The organism is Acinetobacter sp. ANC 4648 (assembly GCF_002135345.1).
Lineage (GTDB): Bacteria > Pseudomonadota > Gammaproteobacteria > Pseudomonadales > Moraxellaceae > Acinetobacter.
In genome coordinates this window covers 389,947-410,424 of record NZ_NEGI01000001.1, presented here as the reverse complement: position 1 = coordinate 410,424, position 20,478 = coordinate 389,947, and the positions used below count along the sequence as shown (strand labels likewise).

General features: G+C 36.9%; 17 protein-coding genes. 12 read left to right on the top strand and 5 right to left on the bottom strand.

Features of this window, described 5'->3' with window-relative positions; genetic code table 11:
* Positions 1–77 precede the first annotated feature (77 nt).
* Both B9T27_RS01925 and B9T27_RS01920 read left to right on the top strand, forming a co-directional pair.
* The gene (locus B9T27_RS01925) at positions 78–755 is read left to right on the top strand and encodes an ion channel (RefSeq protein ID WP_086205164.1); all 678 of its coding nucleotides are present in this window, start codon (positions 78–80) and stop codon (positions 753–755) included.
* A gap of 179 nt (positions 756–934) precedes the next feature.
* Entirely contained in the window at positions 935–2,902 is a 1,968-nt protein-coding gene (locus B9T27_RS01920; RefSeq protein WP_086205163.1) for a BCCT family transporter, read from the top strand.
* Positions 2,903–2,970: 68 nt separating this feature from the next.
* Here the strand turns inward: B9T27_RS01920 and omp33-36 are convergent, their stop codons facing one another.
* A complete protein-coding gene (gene omp33-36 / locus B9T27_RS01915; protein WP_086205162.1) occupies positions 2,971–3,858 on the bottom strand; it encodes a porin Omp33-36 in 888 nt (295 codons plus the stop codon).
* 1,220 nt (positions 3,859–5,078) lie between these two features.
* Between omp33-36 and blaOXA the strand changes: the two genes are divergently transcribed.
* Positions 5,079–5,930, top strand: coding sequence for a class D beta-lactamase (gene blaOXA, locus B9T27_RS01910; RefSeq protein ID WP_086205409.1), 852 nt, complete (start codon positions 5,079–5,081; stop codon positions 5,928–5,930).
* A gap of 644 nt (positions 5,931–6,574) precedes the next feature.
* Here the strand turns inward: blaOXA and uvrA are convergent.
* Complete coding sequence (uvrA, locus tag B9T27_RS01905; protein ID WP_086205161.1) at positions 6,575–9,406, bottom strand: excinuclease ABC subunit UvrA; 2,832 nt, start codon at positions 9,404–9,406, stop codon at positions 6,575–6,577.
* Positions 9,407–9,651: 245 nt separating this feature from the next.
* Between uvrA and B9T27_RS01900 the strand changes: the two genes are divergently transcribed.
* Entirely contained in the window at positions 9,652–10,005 is a 354-nt protein-coding gene (locus B9T27_RS01900; protein WP_086205408.1) for a DUF1304 domain-containing protein, read from the top strand.
* Between the two features lie 43 nt (positions 10,006–10,048).
* Here B9T27_RS01900 and B9T27_RS01895 read toward each other — a convergent pair whose 3' ends face one another.
* Positions 10,049–10,423 carry a hypothetical protein gene (locus tag B9T27_RS01895; RefSeq protein WP_086205160.1) on the bottom strand — a complete coding sequence of 125 codons (375 nt, stop codon included), beginning with the start codon at positions 10,421–10,423 and terminating at the stop codon, positions 10,049–10,051.
* Between the two features lie 187 nt (positions 10,424–10,610).
* On the opposite strand from B9T27_RS01895, the gene B9T27_RS01890 reads away from it, so the two are divergent.
* Positions 10,611–10,949 carry a GlpM family protein gene (locus B9T27_RS01890; RefSeq protein WP_086205159.1) on the top strand — a complete coding sequence of 113 codons (339 nt, stop codon included), beginning with the start codon at positions 10,611–10,613 and terminating at the stop codon, positions 10,947–10,949.
* Between the two features lie 262 nt (positions 10,950–11,211).
* Here B9T27_RS01890 and tenA read toward each other — a convergent pair whose 3' ends face one another.
* On the bottom strand, positions 11,212–11,886 hold the full coding sequence (gene tenA / locus B9T27_RS01885) for a thiaminase II (protein ID WP_086205158.1): 675 nt from the start codon (positions 11,884–11,886) through the stop codon (positions 11,212–11,214).
* Positions 11,887–12,117: 231 nt separating this feature from the next.
* On the opposite strand from tenA, the gene B9T27_RS01880 reads away from it, so the two are divergent.
* The 3 genes from B9T27_RS01880 (at position 12,118) to ssb (ending at position 15,339) form a co-directional block, all read left to right on the top strand.
* Positions 12,118–13,200, top strand: a complete 1,083-nt coding sequence (locus B9T27_RS01880; RefSeq protein WP_086205157.1) for a DUF475 domain-containing protein — start codon at positions 12,118–12,120, stop codon at positions 13,198–13,200.
* A 138-nt stretch (positions 13,201–13,338) separates the two neighbouring features.
* Entirely contained in the window at positions 13,339–14,703 is a 1,365-nt protein-coding gene (locus B9T27_RS01875; protein ID WP_086205156.1) for an MFS transporter, read from the top strand.
* 51 nt (positions 14,704–14,754) lie between these two features.
* A complete protein-coding gene (gene ssb, locus B9T27_RS01870; RefSeq protein WP_086205155.1) occupies positions 14,755–15,339 on the top strand; it encodes a single-stranded DNA-binding protein in 585 nt (194 codons plus the stop codon).
* A 138-nt stretch (positions 15,340–15,477) separates the two neighbouring features.
* On the opposite strand, the gene B9T27_RS01865 is transcribed toward ssb, so the two are convergent.
* A complete protein-coding gene (locus B9T27_RS01865; RefSeq protein ID WP_086205154.1) occupies positions 15,478–15,813 on the bottom strand; it encodes a hypothetical protein in 336 nt (111 codons plus the stop codon).
* 220 nt (positions 15,814–16,033) lie between these two features.
* Here B9T27_RS01865 and ahpC point away from each other — a divergent pair, with 220 nt between their 5' ends.
* The 4 genes from ahpC to B9T27_RS01845 all read left to right on the top strand — a co-directional run bounded on the left by ahpC (position 16,034) and on the right by B9T27_RS01845 (position 20,040).
* Complete coding sequence (ahpC, locus tag B9T27_RS01860) at positions 16,034–16,597, top strand: alkyl hydroperoxide reductase subunit C (RefSeq protein ID WP_086205153.1); 564 nt, start codon at positions 16,034–16,036, stop codon at positions 16,595–16,597.
* Positions 16,598–16,842: 245 nt separating this feature from the next.
* Positions 16,843–18,246, top strand: a complete 1,404-nt coding sequence (locus B9T27_RS01855) for a hypothetical protein (RefSeq protein ID WP_086205152.1) — start codon at positions 16,843–16,845, stop codon at positions 18,244–18,246.
* 130 nt (positions 18,247–18,376) lie between these two features.
* A complete protein-coding gene (locus B9T27_RS01850; RefSeq protein ID WP_086205151.1) occupies positions 18,377–18,997 on the top strand; it encodes a TetR/AcrR family transcriptional regulator in 621 nt (206 codons plus the stop codon).
* Positions 18,998–19,164: 167 nt separating this feature from the next.
* Positions 19,165–20,040, top strand: a complete 876-nt coding sequence (locus tag B9T27_RS01845) for a pirin family protein (protein ID WP_086205150.1) — start codon at positions 19,165–19,167, stop codon at positions 20,038–20,040.
* The last annotated feature ends 438 nt before the right edge of the window (positions 20,041–20,478 follow it).

Here is a 20,478-nt window from a genome sequence, read left to right as displayed (position 1 = left end):
CAGGTATGGCGGAGCGGAAACACAGTTTGAATTGTGCTAATTTGTGTATATGAAAAAGAATAATATTTGAGAAAAATATGGGTGTGTTTATAGATATCTGGAACAGTTTTAAGCGGTTACCTTCAGCATGGTTGCTTTTAGTTCAGTTGCTGATTTTAGTTTTATCTGTATTTACGCATGCTAGTGAAAGTTATCAAGTCTTAACTTGGGCAGTCGGGGTTTTAGCCTTGTTGATTATTGCAAAAGTAATCCGCCAGACTCCAGTTTTTACCGTACTCGGTCTACTCTTTGTCGGTGGTGCTTGTCTATTTTCATTTTTAATGTTGATTGGGTTTAAGTCAACATTAATGCAAATTACGGCACATTGCTTTGAGGCAGCAGCCTATTTTTGTGCAGCTTATGGCTTGGTTCGCTATATGTTCTCTGATGCGTATTTAACCAAAGATGAGCTATTCGCAGCTGGGGCTGTGTTTACTCTAATCGCTTGGGGATTTGCTTTTTTATATAGTATTTGTCAATTAATACTGCCACAGAGTTTTCAAAATGCGAACTATATAGCGGATTATCAAAGTTGGTTAGATTTATTGTTCTTGAGTTTTAGTTTGCAATCGGCGACGGGGTTATCCGATATCATGCCTATTGCTCCAGCAGCACGAGTGATTGCAATGCTACAGATGTTTTGTGGAGTAATGTATCTGGCTTTAGTAGTATCACGCTTAATAGCACTGCATTATATTGCGCATAAGACAGAATAATCTATTGCTGATCAGAGCTTATGTTACAGCGAGTTACATTAAGGCAACTGCTGAAATATATAATTAAAAATATAATACAAAAAGATTTATATTTCTGCTAAATCTGCTTTTTTCATTTTTTAATGAATGTCATTTAGCCTTCGGGCATCTCAATTAAATTAAAACAACGTGGGGGAAATATGCCTTCCAAAGATTCATCTTGGTTTTCAAATATAAAACCAAATGTCTTTATTAGTACAGTCTCAATCATCACTTTATTTTTAGTCGTGATTTTATTCGATCCATCAGGTTTTACCGCTTTAACCAAAAATCTAAATGCATGGATTATTCATTCATTTAGTTGGTTCTACGTACTTGCGGTTGCCATATTCCTAATTATTTTGGCTTATCTTGCATTTTCAGATGCAGGGAAAATCAAATTAGGACCAGACCATAGTACGCCTGAGTATAAAAATGGCTCTTGGTTTGCAATGTTATTTACCGCTGGCATGGGGATTGGTCTCATGTTTTTTGGTGTCGCTGAACCAGTTATGCATTATGTCAATCCGCCAACGGGCGAGCCGGAATCTATTCAATCTGCACAACAAGCGATGCGGATTACATTTTTCCATTGGGGTTTACACGCTTGGGCGATTTACGCTTTGGTTGGTTTAGCGCTTGCTTATTTTTCCTTTCGGCATAATTTACCATTAAAAATTCGTTCCGCATTATTCCCATTAATCGGTCAAAGAATATATGGCCCCATTGGTGATGGTGTGGATACCTTCGCCACTATTGGGACTGTCTTTGGAATTGCGACGACTTTAGGTTTTGGAGTCACGCAAATTAATTCAGGTTTGAATTATTTGTTTGGATGGGAACAAAGTGTTGTCACACAAATTGCTCTAATTATTTTTGTGACTATTTTGGCATCCTTATCAGTCGGTTTTGGTTTAGAAAAGGGAATTAAACGTTTATCTGAACTGAATATGATCTTGGCATTGTTGTTATTGGTCTTTGTTTTTGTTGCAAGTTCATCGATTTATATTTTGCAGACGACCATCCAAAATGCGGGTCAATATGTCTCTAATTTATTTGTCATGACTTTTAATTTATATGCATATCAGCCGACTGGTTGGATTGGTGGTTGGACAATCATGTATTGGGCTTGGTGGATTTCATGGTCACCATTTGTGGGGATGTTTATTGCCCGAGTTTCACGTGGTCGAACCATTCGTGAATTTATTGTTGGCGTTCTTCTTATTCCGACAGGATTTACGCTGATTTGGATGGGGGTGATGGGGAATGCTGCTTTATATAGCATTATTCAAGAAAGTAATACTTCACTAATCACTGCCGTACAACAAGACTCATCGGTTGCTTTTTTTGAACTTTTAACACACCTACCTTTTGCTGGTATCACTAGTTTAATTGCAACAGTATTGGTTATTCTATTCTTTGTGACATCAGCCGACTCTGGGGCATTGGTCATTGATTATTTGACTGCAAAAACGGAAAACTCACCGTTGTGGCAGAGACTCTTTTGGACCGCATTAATTGCGATACTTTCAATTATCTTATTAATGGTGGGGGGGTTAGCTGCGCTTCAGTCAGCAACGATTATGAGTGCACTACCTTTTACTCTGATCATGTTACTCATTTGTTGGGGATTACTGAAAGCAGTAAGATTGGATGTGACCAAGATGCAGGCACTGCAAGTGGCTAGAATTACCCCTAGAGCGGTACATACGCCTCGCAGTTGGCAACAGCGTTTAGGTTTAATTATGCATTACCCGCATACGCATAAAGAAGTGAGCCACTATATTCAACAGGAAGTTAGAGCTTCTTTTGAAAGTATTCAGCGTGAGTTTAAACGCCGTAATTTAGATGTGCATATTCATCATTTAGATGATGGTTTGGCATTAAGTGTAGATCATCATAATGAATACAATTTTGTATATAAAGTGATGGCACAAAAAACTGAAGCACCGAGTTTTATGCTGAATGAAGCACATGAAAATATGGATGACTTTTATCAAGCCGAAGTATTTTTGCGTGAAGGTGGGCAGGCTTATGATGTGATGGATTGGTCTCAAGAAGATCTATTGCAAGATATTTTGGATCAATATGAGCGTCATTTGCATTTTTTAAATGTTGTTCGGAATTAAGCATCCATTATTTGCCAATAAAAAAGGACTCATTTGAGTCCTTTTTTTGATTCAGTTTCTAAAATAACTTAGAAACGGAATTTAGCATTTACGCCAACAGTTTGAGTATCAAGTACTGAACCTTTTTCAGCATTTGCATTTACATAGCTCGCGCCAACTGCAACAGCTGGAGTAATAAAGTAATTTACGTTTACACCCCAAGCTTTGTTTGGAAGTACGTCATCATAGCTTGATTCAGCATATGAAGCGCCAACGCTTAATTGTGGGTTTAAGTAAAGATCAGTTTTTAATTGGTAAGCTGTACTTTCGCCATAAACAAGGCCAGATTCAAAACCGATTGCCATGTTAGTACCATCAATAGCACCTACATATTTAACGCGTGCAGTGATTGCATCTTGGTCATCAGCGATAGTTGCAGCTTCACCAACAGCTTTAGCAATACCATTGTTCATGATACCAAAAGCATCTAAAGCAATAGTATCAACAACGCTAGTATAACCAACTGCAACCAAGAAATTAGGTACAATAACAGCACCAAGTTCTACTGCATAACGATCGCCATTATCTTTAAATGTATCATTATTTGCATCTAAATTTAATTTAGTGTGGTTGTAAGATGCGCTTGCATATGCAGGAACAAACTTAGTTGGAATATAAGCTTCACCTTTCACACCATAGGTATGTGATTCAATATTAAGAGCATCATCTAGATCAACAGGTGCATAAGTGTATGCAAGAGAAACATTAGATGCTTGGTTTAAAAATGCTGCTTCAGCTAAAGGACCTTTAGCAGAGTCTACATTTTTAAGGTAATAAGTACCTTGAACAGAACCAGTAAAGTTTTTATCATTTACAGTACTATCAATGTACTCTGATTGACCTTGTACTTCGAATTGATAAGCTTGTGCGCCGGTCATGGCTAATAATACAGCAGTGGCTAAACCGAGTTTTTTCATAATCATTTCCATAGATAGGTTGAAATGGGTTAAACATGCGACATTGTATTGTAACAATTTATTAAATCAATGATGTTTAACAATATTATTACTTGATTGTTGACTTACTATATGTTTGATCTAAAATTGATCAAATAGAACATTGACAGTCAACCTATAAAAAAATCGAGTCAGAACAAGTGACTATGTCGTGATAAAGTGATTAATTTGTTGTATAAATAGTATGATCTGTTGAGTTTGTTGATTGTTAAATTAGATGATTATTATATTTATTATTTGAATTAGTAATTAATACAGTCTGATTAAAATGTATTTTAATTAATGTTAATTAATAAAAATGTAAAACTATATGCAAAAAATAATAATTGATTGCTGAGATTTATATTTTGAGATTTTATGTATTTTTTATGTGATTTAAGTCACTCTAAATTACACTTCGTGACAAATATATCAAATCCGATCAATTTAATCGGCTTTACAAGATGAATGATTTAAATCATAATATCTCTATCGTATTTATTCACATATAGTGTGAATACGTTCTCCATAACGTTGTACGTTTAAAGTTTTATATGCCCAACTTTCCCCAAGGTTGGGCTTTTTTTTGTTTTCATAGAGCGTGCATAATATAAATTGAATCAGAAATAGTCTATTTAAAATAGACCATCAATTTATGAGAATTAATATTTAACACTTTTTATCAGCATATGGTATGTCTTATCTAATTTGAAAAGCCTTTCTTTTGATATAGATAGAATATTAAAAAAATAAGGATGAATGAGTAATCCTTTGCTTGGCATCAGGTTTGCTGTAGCAAGGGATTTTGATATTTTTATATGCATATACTTAACAAGACAATATAAAGTGGCAATGGATGAAAGTTTAATTATAGATATAAGGTTGCACCAATATTGTGCGAAATTATAAGAAATATACTAAAAAATCTAAATTTATCAGATAAAAAAATCCCAGTTTTCAAAGAAAACTGGGATTTTTTCTAAAATCTGAGACAAAAATAGAAATCCTGCTGAGGAATGATTCTATTTCGCCCTAATGAGGTGCATTATGCACTTATTTGATGCGTGTGTAAATATCTGCTGAATATTATCTATGCTATTTATTCAAAAAATAAGAAGTACAATCGATGATCTGGTCAGTATTTTATGTTTTTATATAGAATTAAAAGTACGATCATGAAAGGTGTTGGCTATAAAATGATGATGAAACTCAAATTTTTAGGGATATTTTTAGTCGTTATAGGTGTGGCGTCTTGTAGTATGTCTAATTCAATTCGGCAACAGCCTTCACAACCAGAACTACAGCAATCGTTAGCCAATAGTCGTAGCACAGATATCCCCAAACTATTTGATGAACTGGGTCGCTCTGCTGTTTTTGTGACGTTTGATGGTCAAAATTATCATCGTTATGGCAATGATCTTGCCCGTGCTCAAACGGCCTATGTACCTGCGTCAACATTTAAAATGTTAAATGCGTTAATTGGTTTGCAGCATCAAAAAGTAACCACTACAGAAGTATTTAAATGGGATGGCAAACCGAGAGCTCTTCCAGCATGGGAAAAAGATATGACCTTGGCTGAGGCCATGCAGGTTTCAGCAGTTCCAGTTTATCAGGAACTGGCGCGACGTATTGGGCTAGATTTAATGAGTCAGGAAATTAAAAAGGTTGAATATGGGAACCAAATAATTGGTCAACAGGTCGATCGTTTTTGGTTGGATGGTCCATTAACCATCACGCCTGAACAAGCAGCACAATTTGCCTATCAATTAGCGATGAAGCAACTACCTTTTGATGAGACAGTACAACAGCAAGTCAAGGATATGCTTTTAATTGAGCGTAGAGGGGATGTTAAACTGTATGCAAAAAGTGGCTGGGGAAGCCCTGAGCAGCAGCCTCAAGTCGGTTGGTATACCGGATGGGTAGAACAACCCAATGGAAAAATCACCGCATTTTCTTTAAATATGCAAATGCAGAAAGGGGATGATGTGGGTGAACGTAAGCAACTGACTTTGGATGTGTTGGATAAGTTGGGTTTATTTTTTTATCTTTATTAAAACTAATGCTATAAAAATATCTGATTAGATATTCTGATATTTTTACGGGGACATCGAACTTGGGTAGCTTGATGACTACAAGCGGAGATGGTTTTGATTTAAGATAAAATTGAAAGTCAAAGATATAAGTAAAGGGTGAGTATTTCACTCTTTATTCAGCTATAAATTTAATATTTAAATTCTTAATTAATCTTCACCACTGAATTTGGATATACAATTTTTAGACTGATGACTTTAGCCGATTCATCACAGCAGTGAGCTTCAATGATTTTACCAGTTTGGTAATTTAAAACGGCTTCAGGTTTACCATTTTGATACCAAGATTTATATGCCCCATGATGGGAATGGTTTCAATATTTGGTAATAGATATTTAGCAGGAAAAAATTCTTTTTAGAAAAGAAAGAAACTTTAGTAACATACTAAAGAATATTATATAGAATTCAAATAAATGATTTTTCAATGAAACCTATGATTATTTCTATATTACAAAAAATAGGTGAGAAATCTGAATTTAAAATAAGGCATATGCAAGATATTATTGAAAATAATCTTGAATGAGATTTGTTAGTTTAAATCCCCCCTAACTTCTATTGAAGAAGGAGAGAAACACCCTCCTTGAAAAAGGAGGGTTAGGTTTAATAAACTATTTCAACATGGTCTTCAAGAACTTCGCTGTATGTGAAACTTTAGATTTAGCCACATCTTCAGGTGTACCTTCAGCAATAATCATTCCGCCACCAGCACCACCTTCAGGACCAAGGTCTATCACCCAATCCGCAGTTTTAATTACATCTAGATTATGCTCAATCACCACAATAGTATTACCTTTATTACGCAGTTCATGCAGAATATCGAGCAGCTTGGCAATGTCATGGAAATGCAGACCTGTGGTCGGTTCATCCAGAATATATAAGGTCTTTCCTGTATCACGCTTCGCTAATTCACGTGCCAATTTGACCCGTTGAGCTTCACCACCTGAAAGCGTGGTCGCTGATTGACCTAAACGAATATAACCTAGACCAACTTGATGCAAGGTTTCTAAACGACGATGAATCACAGGAATCGCCTCGAAGAAATGCATCGCATCTTCAACGGTCATGCCTAAAACATCCGAAATATTTTTACCTTTATAACCAACCTCTAAAGTTTCACGGTTATAACGGTCACCATGACAGTTATCACAAGGCACATACATATCTGGTAAGAAGTGCATTGCGACTTTAATCATGCCATCGCCTTCACAGGCTTCACAACGTCCACCTTTCACGTTAAACGAGAAGCGACCAGCTGCATAACCACGGGCCTTGGCTTCAGGCGTTTGTGCAAACAATTCACGAATCGGGGTGAATAAACCAGTATAGGTTGCTGGGTTAGAACGTGGGGTACGTCCAATTGGGCTTTGGTCAATATCCACCACCTTATCGAGGAATTGTAAGCCATCAATTGAATCAAATTTTTCCGCTGTAAGGGTCGTTGCACCATTCAGTTGAGTTGCAGCAAGTGGTAACAGGGTACGGTTAATAAGCGTTGATTTACCTGAGCCTGAAACGCCCGTAACACAGGTCATAATGCCTAAAGGAATGGTTAAATCGACATGTTGTAAGTTATGACCACAAGCCCCCATCAGCTTAATTTGTTCTTTGGGTTTTGGCGGTTGGGTACGAACTTTAGGAATTGCGATTTTCAGCTTACCTGATAAATATTGCCCTGTGAGTGAGTTCGGGTTAGCAAGAATTTCTTCATAGGTTCCTTCGGCAATAATATGCCCACCATGAATACCTGCACCTGGCCCAATATCAATAATATGGTCGGCAGCACGAATCGCATCTTCATCATGCTCAACCACCAGTACCGTATTGCCTAAGTCACGTAAGCGAACTAAGGTTTCAAGTAGACGGTCGTTATCTCGTTGATGTAAACCAATCGAAGGTTCATCTAGTACGTACATAACGCCCATCAAGCCTGCACCAATTTGTGATGCCAAACGAATACGCTGTGCTTCACCACCAGAGAGCGTTTCAGCAGAGCGGGATAGACTTAAATAATTTAGACCGACAGAAACGAGGAAGTGTAATCGTTCACGAATTTCTTTAAAAATTTTATCGCCAATTTCGCCTTTAGCCCCTTCAAGGTGAACATTTTGATAATACTGTTCCGCATCTCCAATCGACATTTTAGTGATTTGGGCAATGGTTTTATCAAGGATTTTTACATTGCGCGAAATCTCATTCAGACGTGAACCATCACAGGCATCGCAAGCCGCATTTGATAAATATTGGGCTAAATCTTCACGTACATAATTCGATTCAGTTTCACGGTAGCGCCGTTCTAAATGCGGTAGAATTCCTTCAAAGGGTTGTACCCGTTTATGTGAACGACCACGTTCATCGATATAACTGAGGTCGACTTTGTCTTTTCCTGTGCCATAAAGGAATTTCTTTTGGGTGTCTTTATCTAATTCATTCCATGGTGTATCTAAAGAAAAGCCAAAATGTTCCGCAACTTTTTCAATCATGCTGTAATAGTAAGGACGCTGTCTGTCCCAACCACGAATGGCACCTTGGCTAATTGAAACCTCATTATTTGGAATGAGTTTATCTGCGCTGAAATGACTACGTGTGCCTAAACCATCACAGGTTGGGCAAGCACCAAAGGGATTGTTAAATGAAAATAGACGCGGTTCGAGTTCACCCACAGCACGTTCACATTCTGGGCAAGAGTGCTTGGCAGAGAATACGCGATCTGGATGTTCAGCATTCATCCACGATAAAATCGCAATGTCACTTCCCAAGCGCAGTGCTGTTTCAAAGCTTTCTGCAATACGATTACCTAGATCATCACGGACTTTAAAGCGATCGACTACCACTTCAATGGTGTGTTTTTTCTTTTTATCGAGTTCAGGTGGTGTATCAATATCAATCACTTCACCATCGACACGAGCACGAACAAAACCTTGACTCTGTAGTTGTTCAAATAGGTTGGTGTACTCACCTTTACGATCACGAACTACAGGTGCAAGCAGCATCAGCGCTGTGCCTTCTTCCAGTGTTTTAACTGCATCAACCATTTCAGAAATGGTTTGCGCAATCATGGGTAGGTCATGTTCAGGGCAGTACGGAGTCCCGACACGTGCGTACAATAAACGCAAATAATCGTAAATTTCGGTGATGGTCCCTACTGTAGAGCGCGGGTTATGGCTGGTAGATTTTTGTTCAATTGCAATTGCAGGACTTAGGCCTTCAATTGAATCAACTTCTGGTTTTTCCATTTGTGATAGGAACTGGCGTGCATAGGCAGATAAAGATTCTACATAGCGACGTTGACCTTCAGCATACAAGGTATCAAAAGCCAGTGATGATTTCCCTGAGCCTGAGAGTCCCGTAATCACCACAAATTTGTCGCGTGGGATATCGAGTGACACATTTTTTAAGTTATGGGTACGTGCGCCTCGAATACGGATATGACTTTGGCTCATAAAACATCTCAGTAATGTGCAAATTGAAGGTTGTATATGATAGCGATTTAATTTTGTTCAAGCTGTATAAAATCGTTTTTTAACGACATTTTGTGTCGGTTTGATGATGATTCTAAGGAATGTCACTGTAACGGGCTTTATATAGACCTCCAAGTCAGAAATTTTGACATTAAAAATCAGTTTTTAGCTGTATTTATCTTTAGAATGTTGGTTATCTATGTAATAAAAATAAAGGTTATAACATGATTGTTGGAAAAATTTTAATCGCTGTCATCGCAATGCTACATATTTATTTTTTAGTATTGGAAATGTTCTTGTGGGATAAACCGATGGGAATGAAAGCCTTTGGTCATAATCCAGAAAAGGCCGCACTCACAAAAGTATTGGCACAAAATCAGGGTTTGTATAATGGCTTTTTAGCTGCAGGTTTAATTTGGGCACTGATTGCATCTGCGCCATTCTCAATTCAATTGGCAAATTTCTTTTTAACTTGTGTATTGATTGCAGGTATTTATGGTGCAATCACGGCAAGTAAAAAGATTTTGTATATTCAAGCTTTACCTGCCTTGGTTGCTTTAATCGTGGTCAATTTTATTTGAAATTTAAGCATTTTATACTGAGCCAATAGCAATTCAAAAGTGCTTAACAGGCCATCCGAAATGAGCGTTCAAAAATGGATTCTATCTGTTCAAAAGCCAATTCAGATGGAATTTCATGATGTCTTCGTACGTAAAAATTGACTTCATTTTCTAAAATTTGTAAAAAGCCATTATAGTTTTCTTCAAAATCATGTAAGTCGAGTAGATCAAGGCCTTTAGATAAATGACAATTATATTGGTTAATAAATTTCAGCATTAATTTTTGGATATGAATATTGGTAAAATACATTAAATAGGTAGCCGCAGAGCCACAATGTTGGCAGCCTTTTTCTAAGTAAATTTCTTCATTATTGAGCCAGCAACATTGTAATGTGAAAAATGCGCGGATGGCTTCAGTACCTAAATTATGTTGTTGCATGGTCTCGTCTCTCAAAAATGAATTTGGAATTGATAATGAGAATTATTATCATTAATAATGCATGAATTTATAATTAAAGTCCAACCATAAATGTGTATGTACGAGGAAATTTATTCTGAGCTGATCTTTAAAAATCAGTTGATCGGCGTAGACTAAGCATTTTAATTCGCTAAATTTTGGATGAAACATGCTGTCTTTGTTTTTTAAATGCATTTTAGGGGCAGCAGTTGTCGTTTGTATTTCTATACTTTCAAAAAGTAAGGCTTTTTATATTGCGGGTTTAGTTCCTTTATTTCCTACTTTTGCTTTAATTGCGCATGTCATTGTGTCACAGCAGCAAGGTGCAGAAGCCTTACGTAAAACAGCATTATTTGGATTGTGGTCACTGATTCCATATGCAATTTATTTATTCATGGTGTATATATTTGCGCCAAAAATGTCCATGTGGTCATGCCTGAGTTTAGCAACAGGATGTTGGATTATTGCAGCAGCAGGTTTGATTTATGGGTGGAAACTGTTTCAGTAGTCATACTGCATATATTCCATCTTATTGAATTAATAATAAAAATAGCTATTTATTCTGGTTTAAAACACAATCGATATAAGCTCAGGGTAGAAAAATCATGTTTCTGCAAGCAATGCTTTATGTGAAACGAGTAAGTATTTTGTTTATAAAAGAGATACTCTTTGCCAAGTGTTGCTGCGCTTTTAAGCGAAATCAGGTTAAGCATTCGACTGCTTCAACTCATGTTAGAGCTACTAGATTTCGCCTAAAAGAAACAAAATTTTTATGCTTGATCTAAACCTAACCATTGGCGTTGATCGTAGGCACTATCCCAAAATAGCCATTCCAGTTTAGCCGCAGTGGTATAAGCATGATGCATTTTTTCAAGAGTATCGGCATCGCAACGTGCAGCAACTTTATCAATGGTGGTGATGACATTGCGTACAGCTTCGTTGAATTCCTCACCTGAATATGTATCAATCCATGCTTGAAAAGGATTATTGGGTACAGAATTACCAATAATATCTTTTCCAACTTCTGCATAAATCCAGAAGCACGGTAATAGCGATGCCAAGACGACTGGATAACTTTCAGACCAAGCGGTTGCGGTTAAAAATGAAGTGTAATGATGGCAGGCCAAGGTTAAAGGTGTGGTCTCAAATTCTGCTTTGCTAATTTCAAAATTTTGCATAAAACCATCATGTAGACTGCGTTCGACCACAATCGCTTCTTTAGCGCCTTGGGTAAATTGAATAATATCATCGGCCTCAAATGCTTTTGCACCACAAATTGCTAAAGCACGTCCATATGCCACCAGATAATGTGCATCTTGAACCACATAATGACAAAAGACGTCTTTGCTTAAAGTCCCTGCGGCAAGTTCTTGATTAAAGGGAAGTGCTAATGTCTTTTGATATAAAGCGGAGTTACGTTGCCAGACATCTTGAGAAAAGCTCATGTCAAATACCTATCGACAATAAAGAAAAATGAGTGAATGGCTGGACTATATCAACAGTTATAAACAGAAGCTATGATACCGAGCATCAGGTCGAAGATTAGTTCAAAAAATTATACGAAGTATTGTGGTGAAATATGAAAAATTCGGCATAATTGTGCTCATCAAATTTTAAACTTTTGCAATTCAGCTCTAGCGAATTTTTTATATAAATCCTTGTCCATAGGTCGTTGCATGAAACATTTTGGTTTCTCTATATTTTTTACGATCGTGTGTTTGGCAATATCTGCATATTGGGGTTATACCCATGGTCCAGAAGCAGGTTTACAGACCATGTTCTCAGCATTAACCATTACTGCTATTTTAGCAATAATGGAAGTATCTCTTTCCTTTGATAATGCAGTGGTCAATGCCTCTGTATTACGTGGTTGGGATCATTTTTGGAAAATGATTTTCTTAACTGTTGGTATTGTGATTGCTGTGTTTGGGATGCGTTTGGTTTTCCCTATTGTGATTGTTGCAGTCACTGCAGATATGGGCATGCTGGAAGTGGTCAAAATGGCCGTGAATGATCCAGCCCATTATTCAGCCAAACTAATGGCACATCATGCTGAAATTGCAGCATTTGGTGGTTCATTTTTATTGTTGGTTTTCCTGAACTTCTTCTTAGATGATGGTAAGGATACGCACTGGTTTAGATGGTTAGAACGTCGTTTGACGAGTTTAGCCAATGTACCTGCGATGTCGGTATTCATTGCTTTAATTGCATTGTTAATTATGGCGATGAATGTTGAAGAAGCGACTCGCTTAGTGGTTATGATGGCCGGTATTTGGGGAATCGTGATCTATATTGGTGTCCAAGTTCTGAGTCATCTATTAGGTGGTGAGCCTGAGGTTGATGAACAGGGGAATGCAGTAGGACATGATACGAATGGAGCACCAACAGGCGTTATTAAAGCGGGTATTGGTGGCTTTATTTATCTTGAAGTTTTAGATGCATCATTTAGCTTTGATGGGGTAATTGGTGCATTTGCGATTACTTCAGATGTGGTCATTATCATGCTGGGTCTAGCCATTGGAGCGATGTTTGTCCGTTCGATGACGATTTATTTAGTCGAAAAAGGAACCTTAGATGCCTATATCTATCTTGAGCATGGTGCACATTATGCCATTGGTGCTTTAGCATTTATTATGCTGGCAAGTGGTACTGGAGTACATGTTCCAGAAGTGGTGACAGGTTTAATCGGTGTCGCCTTAATTGTCTGGGCAGTAATTGCATCTATTCAATATAACAAACGAAGTGAATCACAAAGTTAATCATTTTTTAAGCTATGTGTTTACAATGAGGGTGCAATACATGCACCCTTTTTATTCATGTAAACTGCCACAAAGTTGTTGCAATATGCGATGATGTTGCAAGTGATGAATTGAATATAATTTAATAAGTTTATTGATATGATGAATGCCTTAGAACGCCGCTCAACCTTTGCTTTAAGCAGTATCTTTGCCTTACGCATGTTGGGATTGTTCATGATCATCCCTGTATTTGCAGTAGCAGGGCAATCATATCAATATGCGACCCCAGCACTGATTGGCTTGGCGGTCGGGGTGTATGGCTTAAGCCAAGCCCTATTACAAATTCCATTTAGTCTTTGGGCAGACCGATTTAGTCGTAAACCACTCATTGTATTTGGTTTATTGCTTTTTGCTTTGGGTGGCGCAGTGGCCGCTATGTCTGAAACCATTTATGGTGTAATTATTGGTCGTGCGATTGCGGGTGCGGGTGCGGTTTCTGCCGTGGTAATGGCATTACTTGCTGATGTAACGCGAGAAGAACAGCGCACTAAAGCCATGGCCATTATGGGAATGAGTATCGGCTTATCCTTCGTGATTGCTTTTAGTTTAGGGCCTTGGCTGACTAGTCTCGTTGGTATTTCAGGACTATTTTGGGTCACGACCATCATGGGCTTACTGGCCATCTTGATGCTATTTATGGTGCCAAAAACCACTCGCCATCATCAAAACTATAAACAGGGCTATTTAAAACAACTCAAACAAGTCTTGAAAATGGCGGATTTAAATCGCTTACATGTATCCGTGTTTTCATTACATTTATTACTTACGGCAATGTTTGTTTATATCCCATCGCAATTGATTGAATATGCAGATATTCCTTTGGCTAAGCACGGTATTGTGTATTTGCCTTTATTGCTAATTAGTCTATTTTTTGCTTTTCCAAGCATTATTTTGGCTGAAAAATATCGACAAATGCGCGGTATTTTCTTAACCGCGATTGGCGGAATTATTATTGGTTTAATTATTCTAATTTTTGGTTATCAATCTAAATATCTTTTGCTGTTAGGTTTGGGCTTATTCTTTATTGCCTTTAATGTGATGGAAGCTTTATTACCATCATGGCTGTCGAAAGCTGCACCGATTCAATCTAAAGCGACAGCTATGGGCGTGAATGCCAGTGGACAGTTTCTAGGTGCTTTCTGCGGAGGTATTTTAGGTGGTCAATTATTAGTGTTGCAACATACAGCGATCGGCTGGAGTATTTTGTCTGCGATCGCCATTGTGTGGTTATTGGTGAGTTTTGGGCTGGCTCAACCACGCTATTTATCTTCAATTGTACTGCGCTTACCCGAAGCCAAACAAACAGATGAATGGACTTCTCAATTATTGGCAATTCGTGGTATTGAAGAAGTTGTGGTGATGTCCGAGCAACAAGTAGCGTATGTAAAAGTTGATAAACAGCAAATAGATGATGTTGCGCGACAACATTTAACGCACTTGTTAGGCAAAGAGGTAGCCATTTAAGCATAACTCTTATAAAGTGAAACATAGAATTGAATAGGAAGATGACATCTCATGCGCGGCGTAAATAAAGTTATTTTAGTGGGTACTTTGGGTAAAGATCCTGAAACTAAAACCTTCCCAAATGGTGGGTCATTGACGCAGTTCTCTATCGCAACGAGCGAATCGTGGACTGATAAAAATAGCGGTGAACGCAAAGAACAAACAGAGTGGCATCGTATTGTATTGAATAACCGTTTAGGTGAAATTGCACAGCAATATTTACGTAAAGGTTCTAAAGTATATATTGAAGGTTCATTACGTACCCGCCAATGGACTGACCAAAATGGTCAAGAGCGTTACACTACAGAAATCCGTGGTGAACAAATGCAAATGTTAGATTCAAATAATCGCCAACAAACTGAAGGTGCTGGTGATAATTCAGGCTTTAACCAGCCACGTTTTAATAATAACAATAATCAACAAAGTGGTTATGGTCAGCAACAAAATAGTGGTTTTAATCAGCAGCAGAGCAGCAACCAAGGTGGATATAGCAATACAAATGGTAATGTCAACCAAGGCTTCCAATCACCTAAGCCACAACAGCCTTCCGCACCTGTACAAGCTCCAGCGGATTTAGATGATGACTTACCGTTTTGACATCTTAATTTAAACGGTTAAATACATAAAAAACCCTTTGTGAATACAAAGGGTTTTTTACTAACAGAAAAATAAATTAAGCCATTACCGATAGAGTAACAATTTAAATTTTAAAGATAAATATCTGTTCATTATTGATTAAAAAATGCGTGAACTGAGTAGATAGTGATGTGTTACTTGATTAAGCGTATCTAAAATGTGCATTTTATCTTGCGTTTGAATCGCCTGATTTAATTGCTGCATATAGGCTAACAGTTGATTCTTTGCAGTATGAGAAAACTCTGACGTTATCGCTTGATCTTCATAAAGTAATACATAGTTTTTGGCAAAACTATAAATAACAAAGAGCGAACTATGTTCTAGATCAGTGTCAGCATTTTTAATCAGCTGCTCACAATTATTTTTGAGTTGTTTAAAACTGTCGGTACCAGATGGGCACGTTTGAAAATGGATAAGAAGAGCTTGAAAAGTCATTTTAAGAATCCACTCAAAAAGAAAATCTACAGAACATCACCGTCGAGGTCAACCTGAATTTGGATTGAATTTTACGATTGTAAAAAGAATAAGAATAGAAATATTTGATCTAATTTTTCGATTATTTTTATTAAAAAGTTCTGTTTTACCGATTTTTAGATTTTCAGTATTCTAGCTCTACAAGATAGGTAATCCCAGAAATCAGCGAGAGGAATATCTCATGAATTTAATGAATACTGAAATTAAACCGTTCAATGCAACTGCCTATAAAAATGGTGAATTTATTGAAGTCTCTGAAAAAGATTTTCAAGGTAAATGGTCAGTTGTATTTTTCTATCCTGCAGATTTCACTTTTGTTTGTCCAACCGAGTTGGGTGATTTAGCGGATCATTATTCTGAATTCCAAAAAATGGGAGTAGAGATTTATTCAGTATCAACAGATACTCACTTTACCCATAAAGCGTGGCATGATGCTTCTGATGAAATTAAGAAAATTCAATATCCAATGCTGGGTGATCCAACATGGACTTTGGCTAAAAACTTTGAAGTACTAATTGAAGCTGAAGGTATGGCAGATCGAGGAACGTTTGTGATTGACCCAGCAGGTAAAATCCAAATCATTGAGATTAATGCAGGTGGAATTGGTCGTGATGCACAAGAATTATTGCGTAAAGTAAAAGCTGCACAGTATGTGCATGCCCATCCTGGCGAAGTTTGCCCAGCCAAATGGAAAGAAGGTGATGCAACTTTAGCACCATCGATTGATCTGATTGGTAAAATCTAGATATTGATATTTATTCTAATCAATAAAAATCCAAGGCTTCGGTCTTGGATTTTTATTTTATTGGTTAATAAAAAAGCTATTGCAAATTAATCTATTTGGATTATTATAATTTTAATCTAAATGGATTCTAGTAGATCTAGAACAAGGATGCTCTAGTGAAAAAGGAAAACTAAAAATTTTTTTTTGAACGGAGATATAGCCTATCTAAGGCTGTATCGCTGTTGAAAAATAAAGGAAATTAAAATATGGATAACACGTTTAAAATAAATATTTTTTTATTGGTATTAATAGGTTCGCTAGGTTTAACGGGCTGTAATGATAGCAATAGTGACTCAGAACAAGCCAATAAGCAGCCTGATTCCACTACGGAGTTGGCCGATTGTATGTGGCAAGATTCATTTACAAGTAAATCTGGCACAGGGGAAGATCCACTTAATTTTGCATTTCCCGACTCTAATGTTAGTTATTGGTCTTCTGAATTTACCGTTCCTGAAGGTGCTAAGGTCTCAATTGATGGCGATTATCCTTATTCAAGACATTTTTCTTTAGTTAGTTATACGGCGGAAGGATTACGGGTTAATTCATTGCTGGATACAGCAATTAGCCCAAATGTAGGGTCGATTAATCCATTTGTTACAGGGCATGACCGTTTAAAGCAAAATCGTGCATTCAGTGCTCGCCTTGAATTGGCAGATCTTCCTGAAAATCCCGAGCAAAATACGTTATATGCGCCTAAAACTGCCGATAATAAAGTGGCGATGTTATATCGGGTTTATGTGCCAAATAAAAACATGAATGTAAAAGGTAATGTTAGTTTTCCTCGTTTTAAAGTACAACTGGCTAATGGCGATATTAAAAAAGGGCAGGATGTTTGTAGTGTTTTAAAAGTGAAAAAAGCACCTATCGATAAAGTGACTACTATTCCATTACAGACCTCTTTGACTTTATTTAATCAGCAACTGAATATAGGATTCCCCGCACAAAGCAATCCTACATGGTACAAAGCATTTAGTGGTGCCGATAATATCAAGTGTATTTATAAATTTGATCCTGTTAGTAAAAAGCCGATTAGTCAGTGTGAAGGGCAATCTGTTACACCAAAACTGAATTACTGGGCGACACCCGATAATGAATATGTTTTTGCGATGACTAGTCGACGTTTGGGCAAAGTGATTGAGCTCAAAGGTCAGATTCCTAAAACACCTAAAACCTATGAAAATAATCCATTTGCAGACAAATATGATGCACGTTATTGGTCGATGTGTACCAATGAACTGATTACAACGGCGACCAACTATTGTATTTATGATGAACAGATTAAAAAAATGGATCAAGCAGGCGTCTATACGATAATTTCATCTTTACCTGAAGATCGACCTGCCAATGCGACCGAAGAATGTGGGGTTTATTTTCTACCGTTGAGTCCTCGCGGTTCAGGCTATACCGCTGAAGATGGTAAAACTGTAGGACATTCAGACTTAGGCATATTTATTATGCGAAATTTATTGCCAAATACTGAGTTTAATCAAGCGGTTCAAAATGTAAAAGCATGGGGAACTGAAAAACAAGTTATGGGCGATTATTTACCTGAAATTCGTTATACCTCAAAAGAAGATTTTGAAGCCAAAGGTTGTAATTCAACATTTTAATATTGAAATTACATTTTTCAATAGACCAACCTGAAGAAGGTTGGTCTATCTTTTTTATTGATCGTTTAACTAAATTAAACGAGTATAGATTGAGTAAAAATATTAACCTAAAAACCTGTGATCCCTATTTATGAGCAATCAAACCAAAGAAAAATTAATAGAAGCAGCGATTGTTCTTTTTTCGCAGAATAATATTGAAACGCTATCGGTTCAGAAAATTAATGAAACAGCTGGTGTCGCCAACAAATCTGCATTGTATTATCACTTCAAAACAAAGTGGGGGTTAGTAGAAGCTGCACTAGATCATGTAATGACCCCCTATGTACAAGATAGTTTGGCGGCATTGAAGGCGATCAATCCAAATACTGTACAAGTTTCTGATGTAGTGGATGCATTAATGAAACCTATGGTTAAAATATTAATGGAAAATAATGGCATATTTCATTTAAAGTTTTTTTCTAAAACCATTAGTGCTGGTGATGAGGGACGTATTATTGTGGCAAAACATTTAGTGCCTATTTCTCATTCAGCAATGCATTTATTGAAAAAAGCCTTGCCAGATGCAGATCCAAATGCAATATCGCTTAAAGTTATGTTTACATTTAATACCATTTTAAATGTTATTAGCGATATTGGTTTAGAAGCTTTTTGGCCAACGGAGGTAAAAGATAGAAAGCTCATTGGAAAATATTTACGTGACTATATTGAAGGTGGCATTAGTTTTAAAGTACAAGAATCTTACATGCTGTGAATATTATGGAAATAAGTTTTCATCACTTCCAGATTATTAAGGTGCTTTAAGATCTCCTATTTTTATCGTTCTAAATAAGCAATGATGTGTGCTATTTATAGCAATCAATATAGCATTTAAAACACAAAAAATGCCCTCAAATACTTCCTAGAGATAGGAGAATTGAGATGAAAAAAATAGTTGGTGTTTATCGTAATCAAAATATGCATTGGGTCGGAGATGGCTTTCCTGTTAAAAATTTATTCTCTTATGATCGTTTAGGTCAAGCCATTAGCCCATTCTTACTTTTGGATTATGCTTCTCCGTATAAGTTTGAACCGAGTCATGAACCGCGTGGCGTTGGTTCACATCCACATCGTGGCTTTGAAACAGTCACTATCGCGTATCAGGGTGAAGTAACCCATCAAGATTCACATGGTGGCGGTGGAACCATTAAAACGGGTGATGTGCAATGGATGACAGCGGGTGCTGGTTTAGTCCATGAAGAATTTCATTCTCCAACATTTGCTGAAAAAGGTGGCTTGTTTGAAATGGTGCAATTGTGGGTAAACTTACCTGCAGCCGATAAAATGACTGCTCCAAAATATCAAGCGATTGATGCACAGGAGATTCCAGTCATTGCATTGGATAATGATGCAGGTCAAATTCGTGTGATTGCAGGGCAATACTTGCAACATCAAGGCCCAGCTTCTACGTTTACCCCAGTAAATGTTTGGGATACTCAGCTGAAAGCTCAACATGTGCAGCATATTCATGTGCCTGTAGATCATAATACTTTGCTGGTGGTGCTCGAAGGTGAAGTATTGCTGAATGGCTCAGAAAAAGTTCAAGACAATTCTGTGGTGCTATTTGCACAAGATGGTGAGGCAGAGATTCAGATTGAAGCATTACAAGCGACAAAATTTTTAGTGCTGACTGGAAAAGCGTTGAATGAACCTATTCAAGGTTATGGCCCATTTGTTATGAACAGCAAAGAAGAAATTGTGCAGGCTTTCCATGATTTTAATCATGGTAAATTTGGTGAAATTCCAGACTCTGCATAATGGTAAAAGTGGATCGTTAGATGTGCCTTTTTGATCGGCTGAATCTGTGTTTTTGTATTTAAACTGAGCAAGTTCAGAAGTCGTCATCAAAAAATAAAAGGATCTCTATTGTATAAATAGAGATCCTTTTTACGCTGTAGTTTCTTGTTTTAAGGACTGTTATTTTTATTTCTTTTATTATTTTTGTGATGAATTTAGCATTTTGTGTATGGATAGTAATCAAAATAGACTGGCTTGTAAATGGGTTTTTTGGATAATTGGTGAAATTATCTATATTGTTTTTAAAGGATATTTTTTAAAAAAAATAATAAATAGTTGGTTTTTATACATTTGTCTTATGTTTTTTACTGTGCTTTTAAATCATTTTTAGCGTGAAAAATGGAAAGTAATTTTTATTTTGAAATTATCGATGAAAAAATAGCAAAACTGGAACTTTTT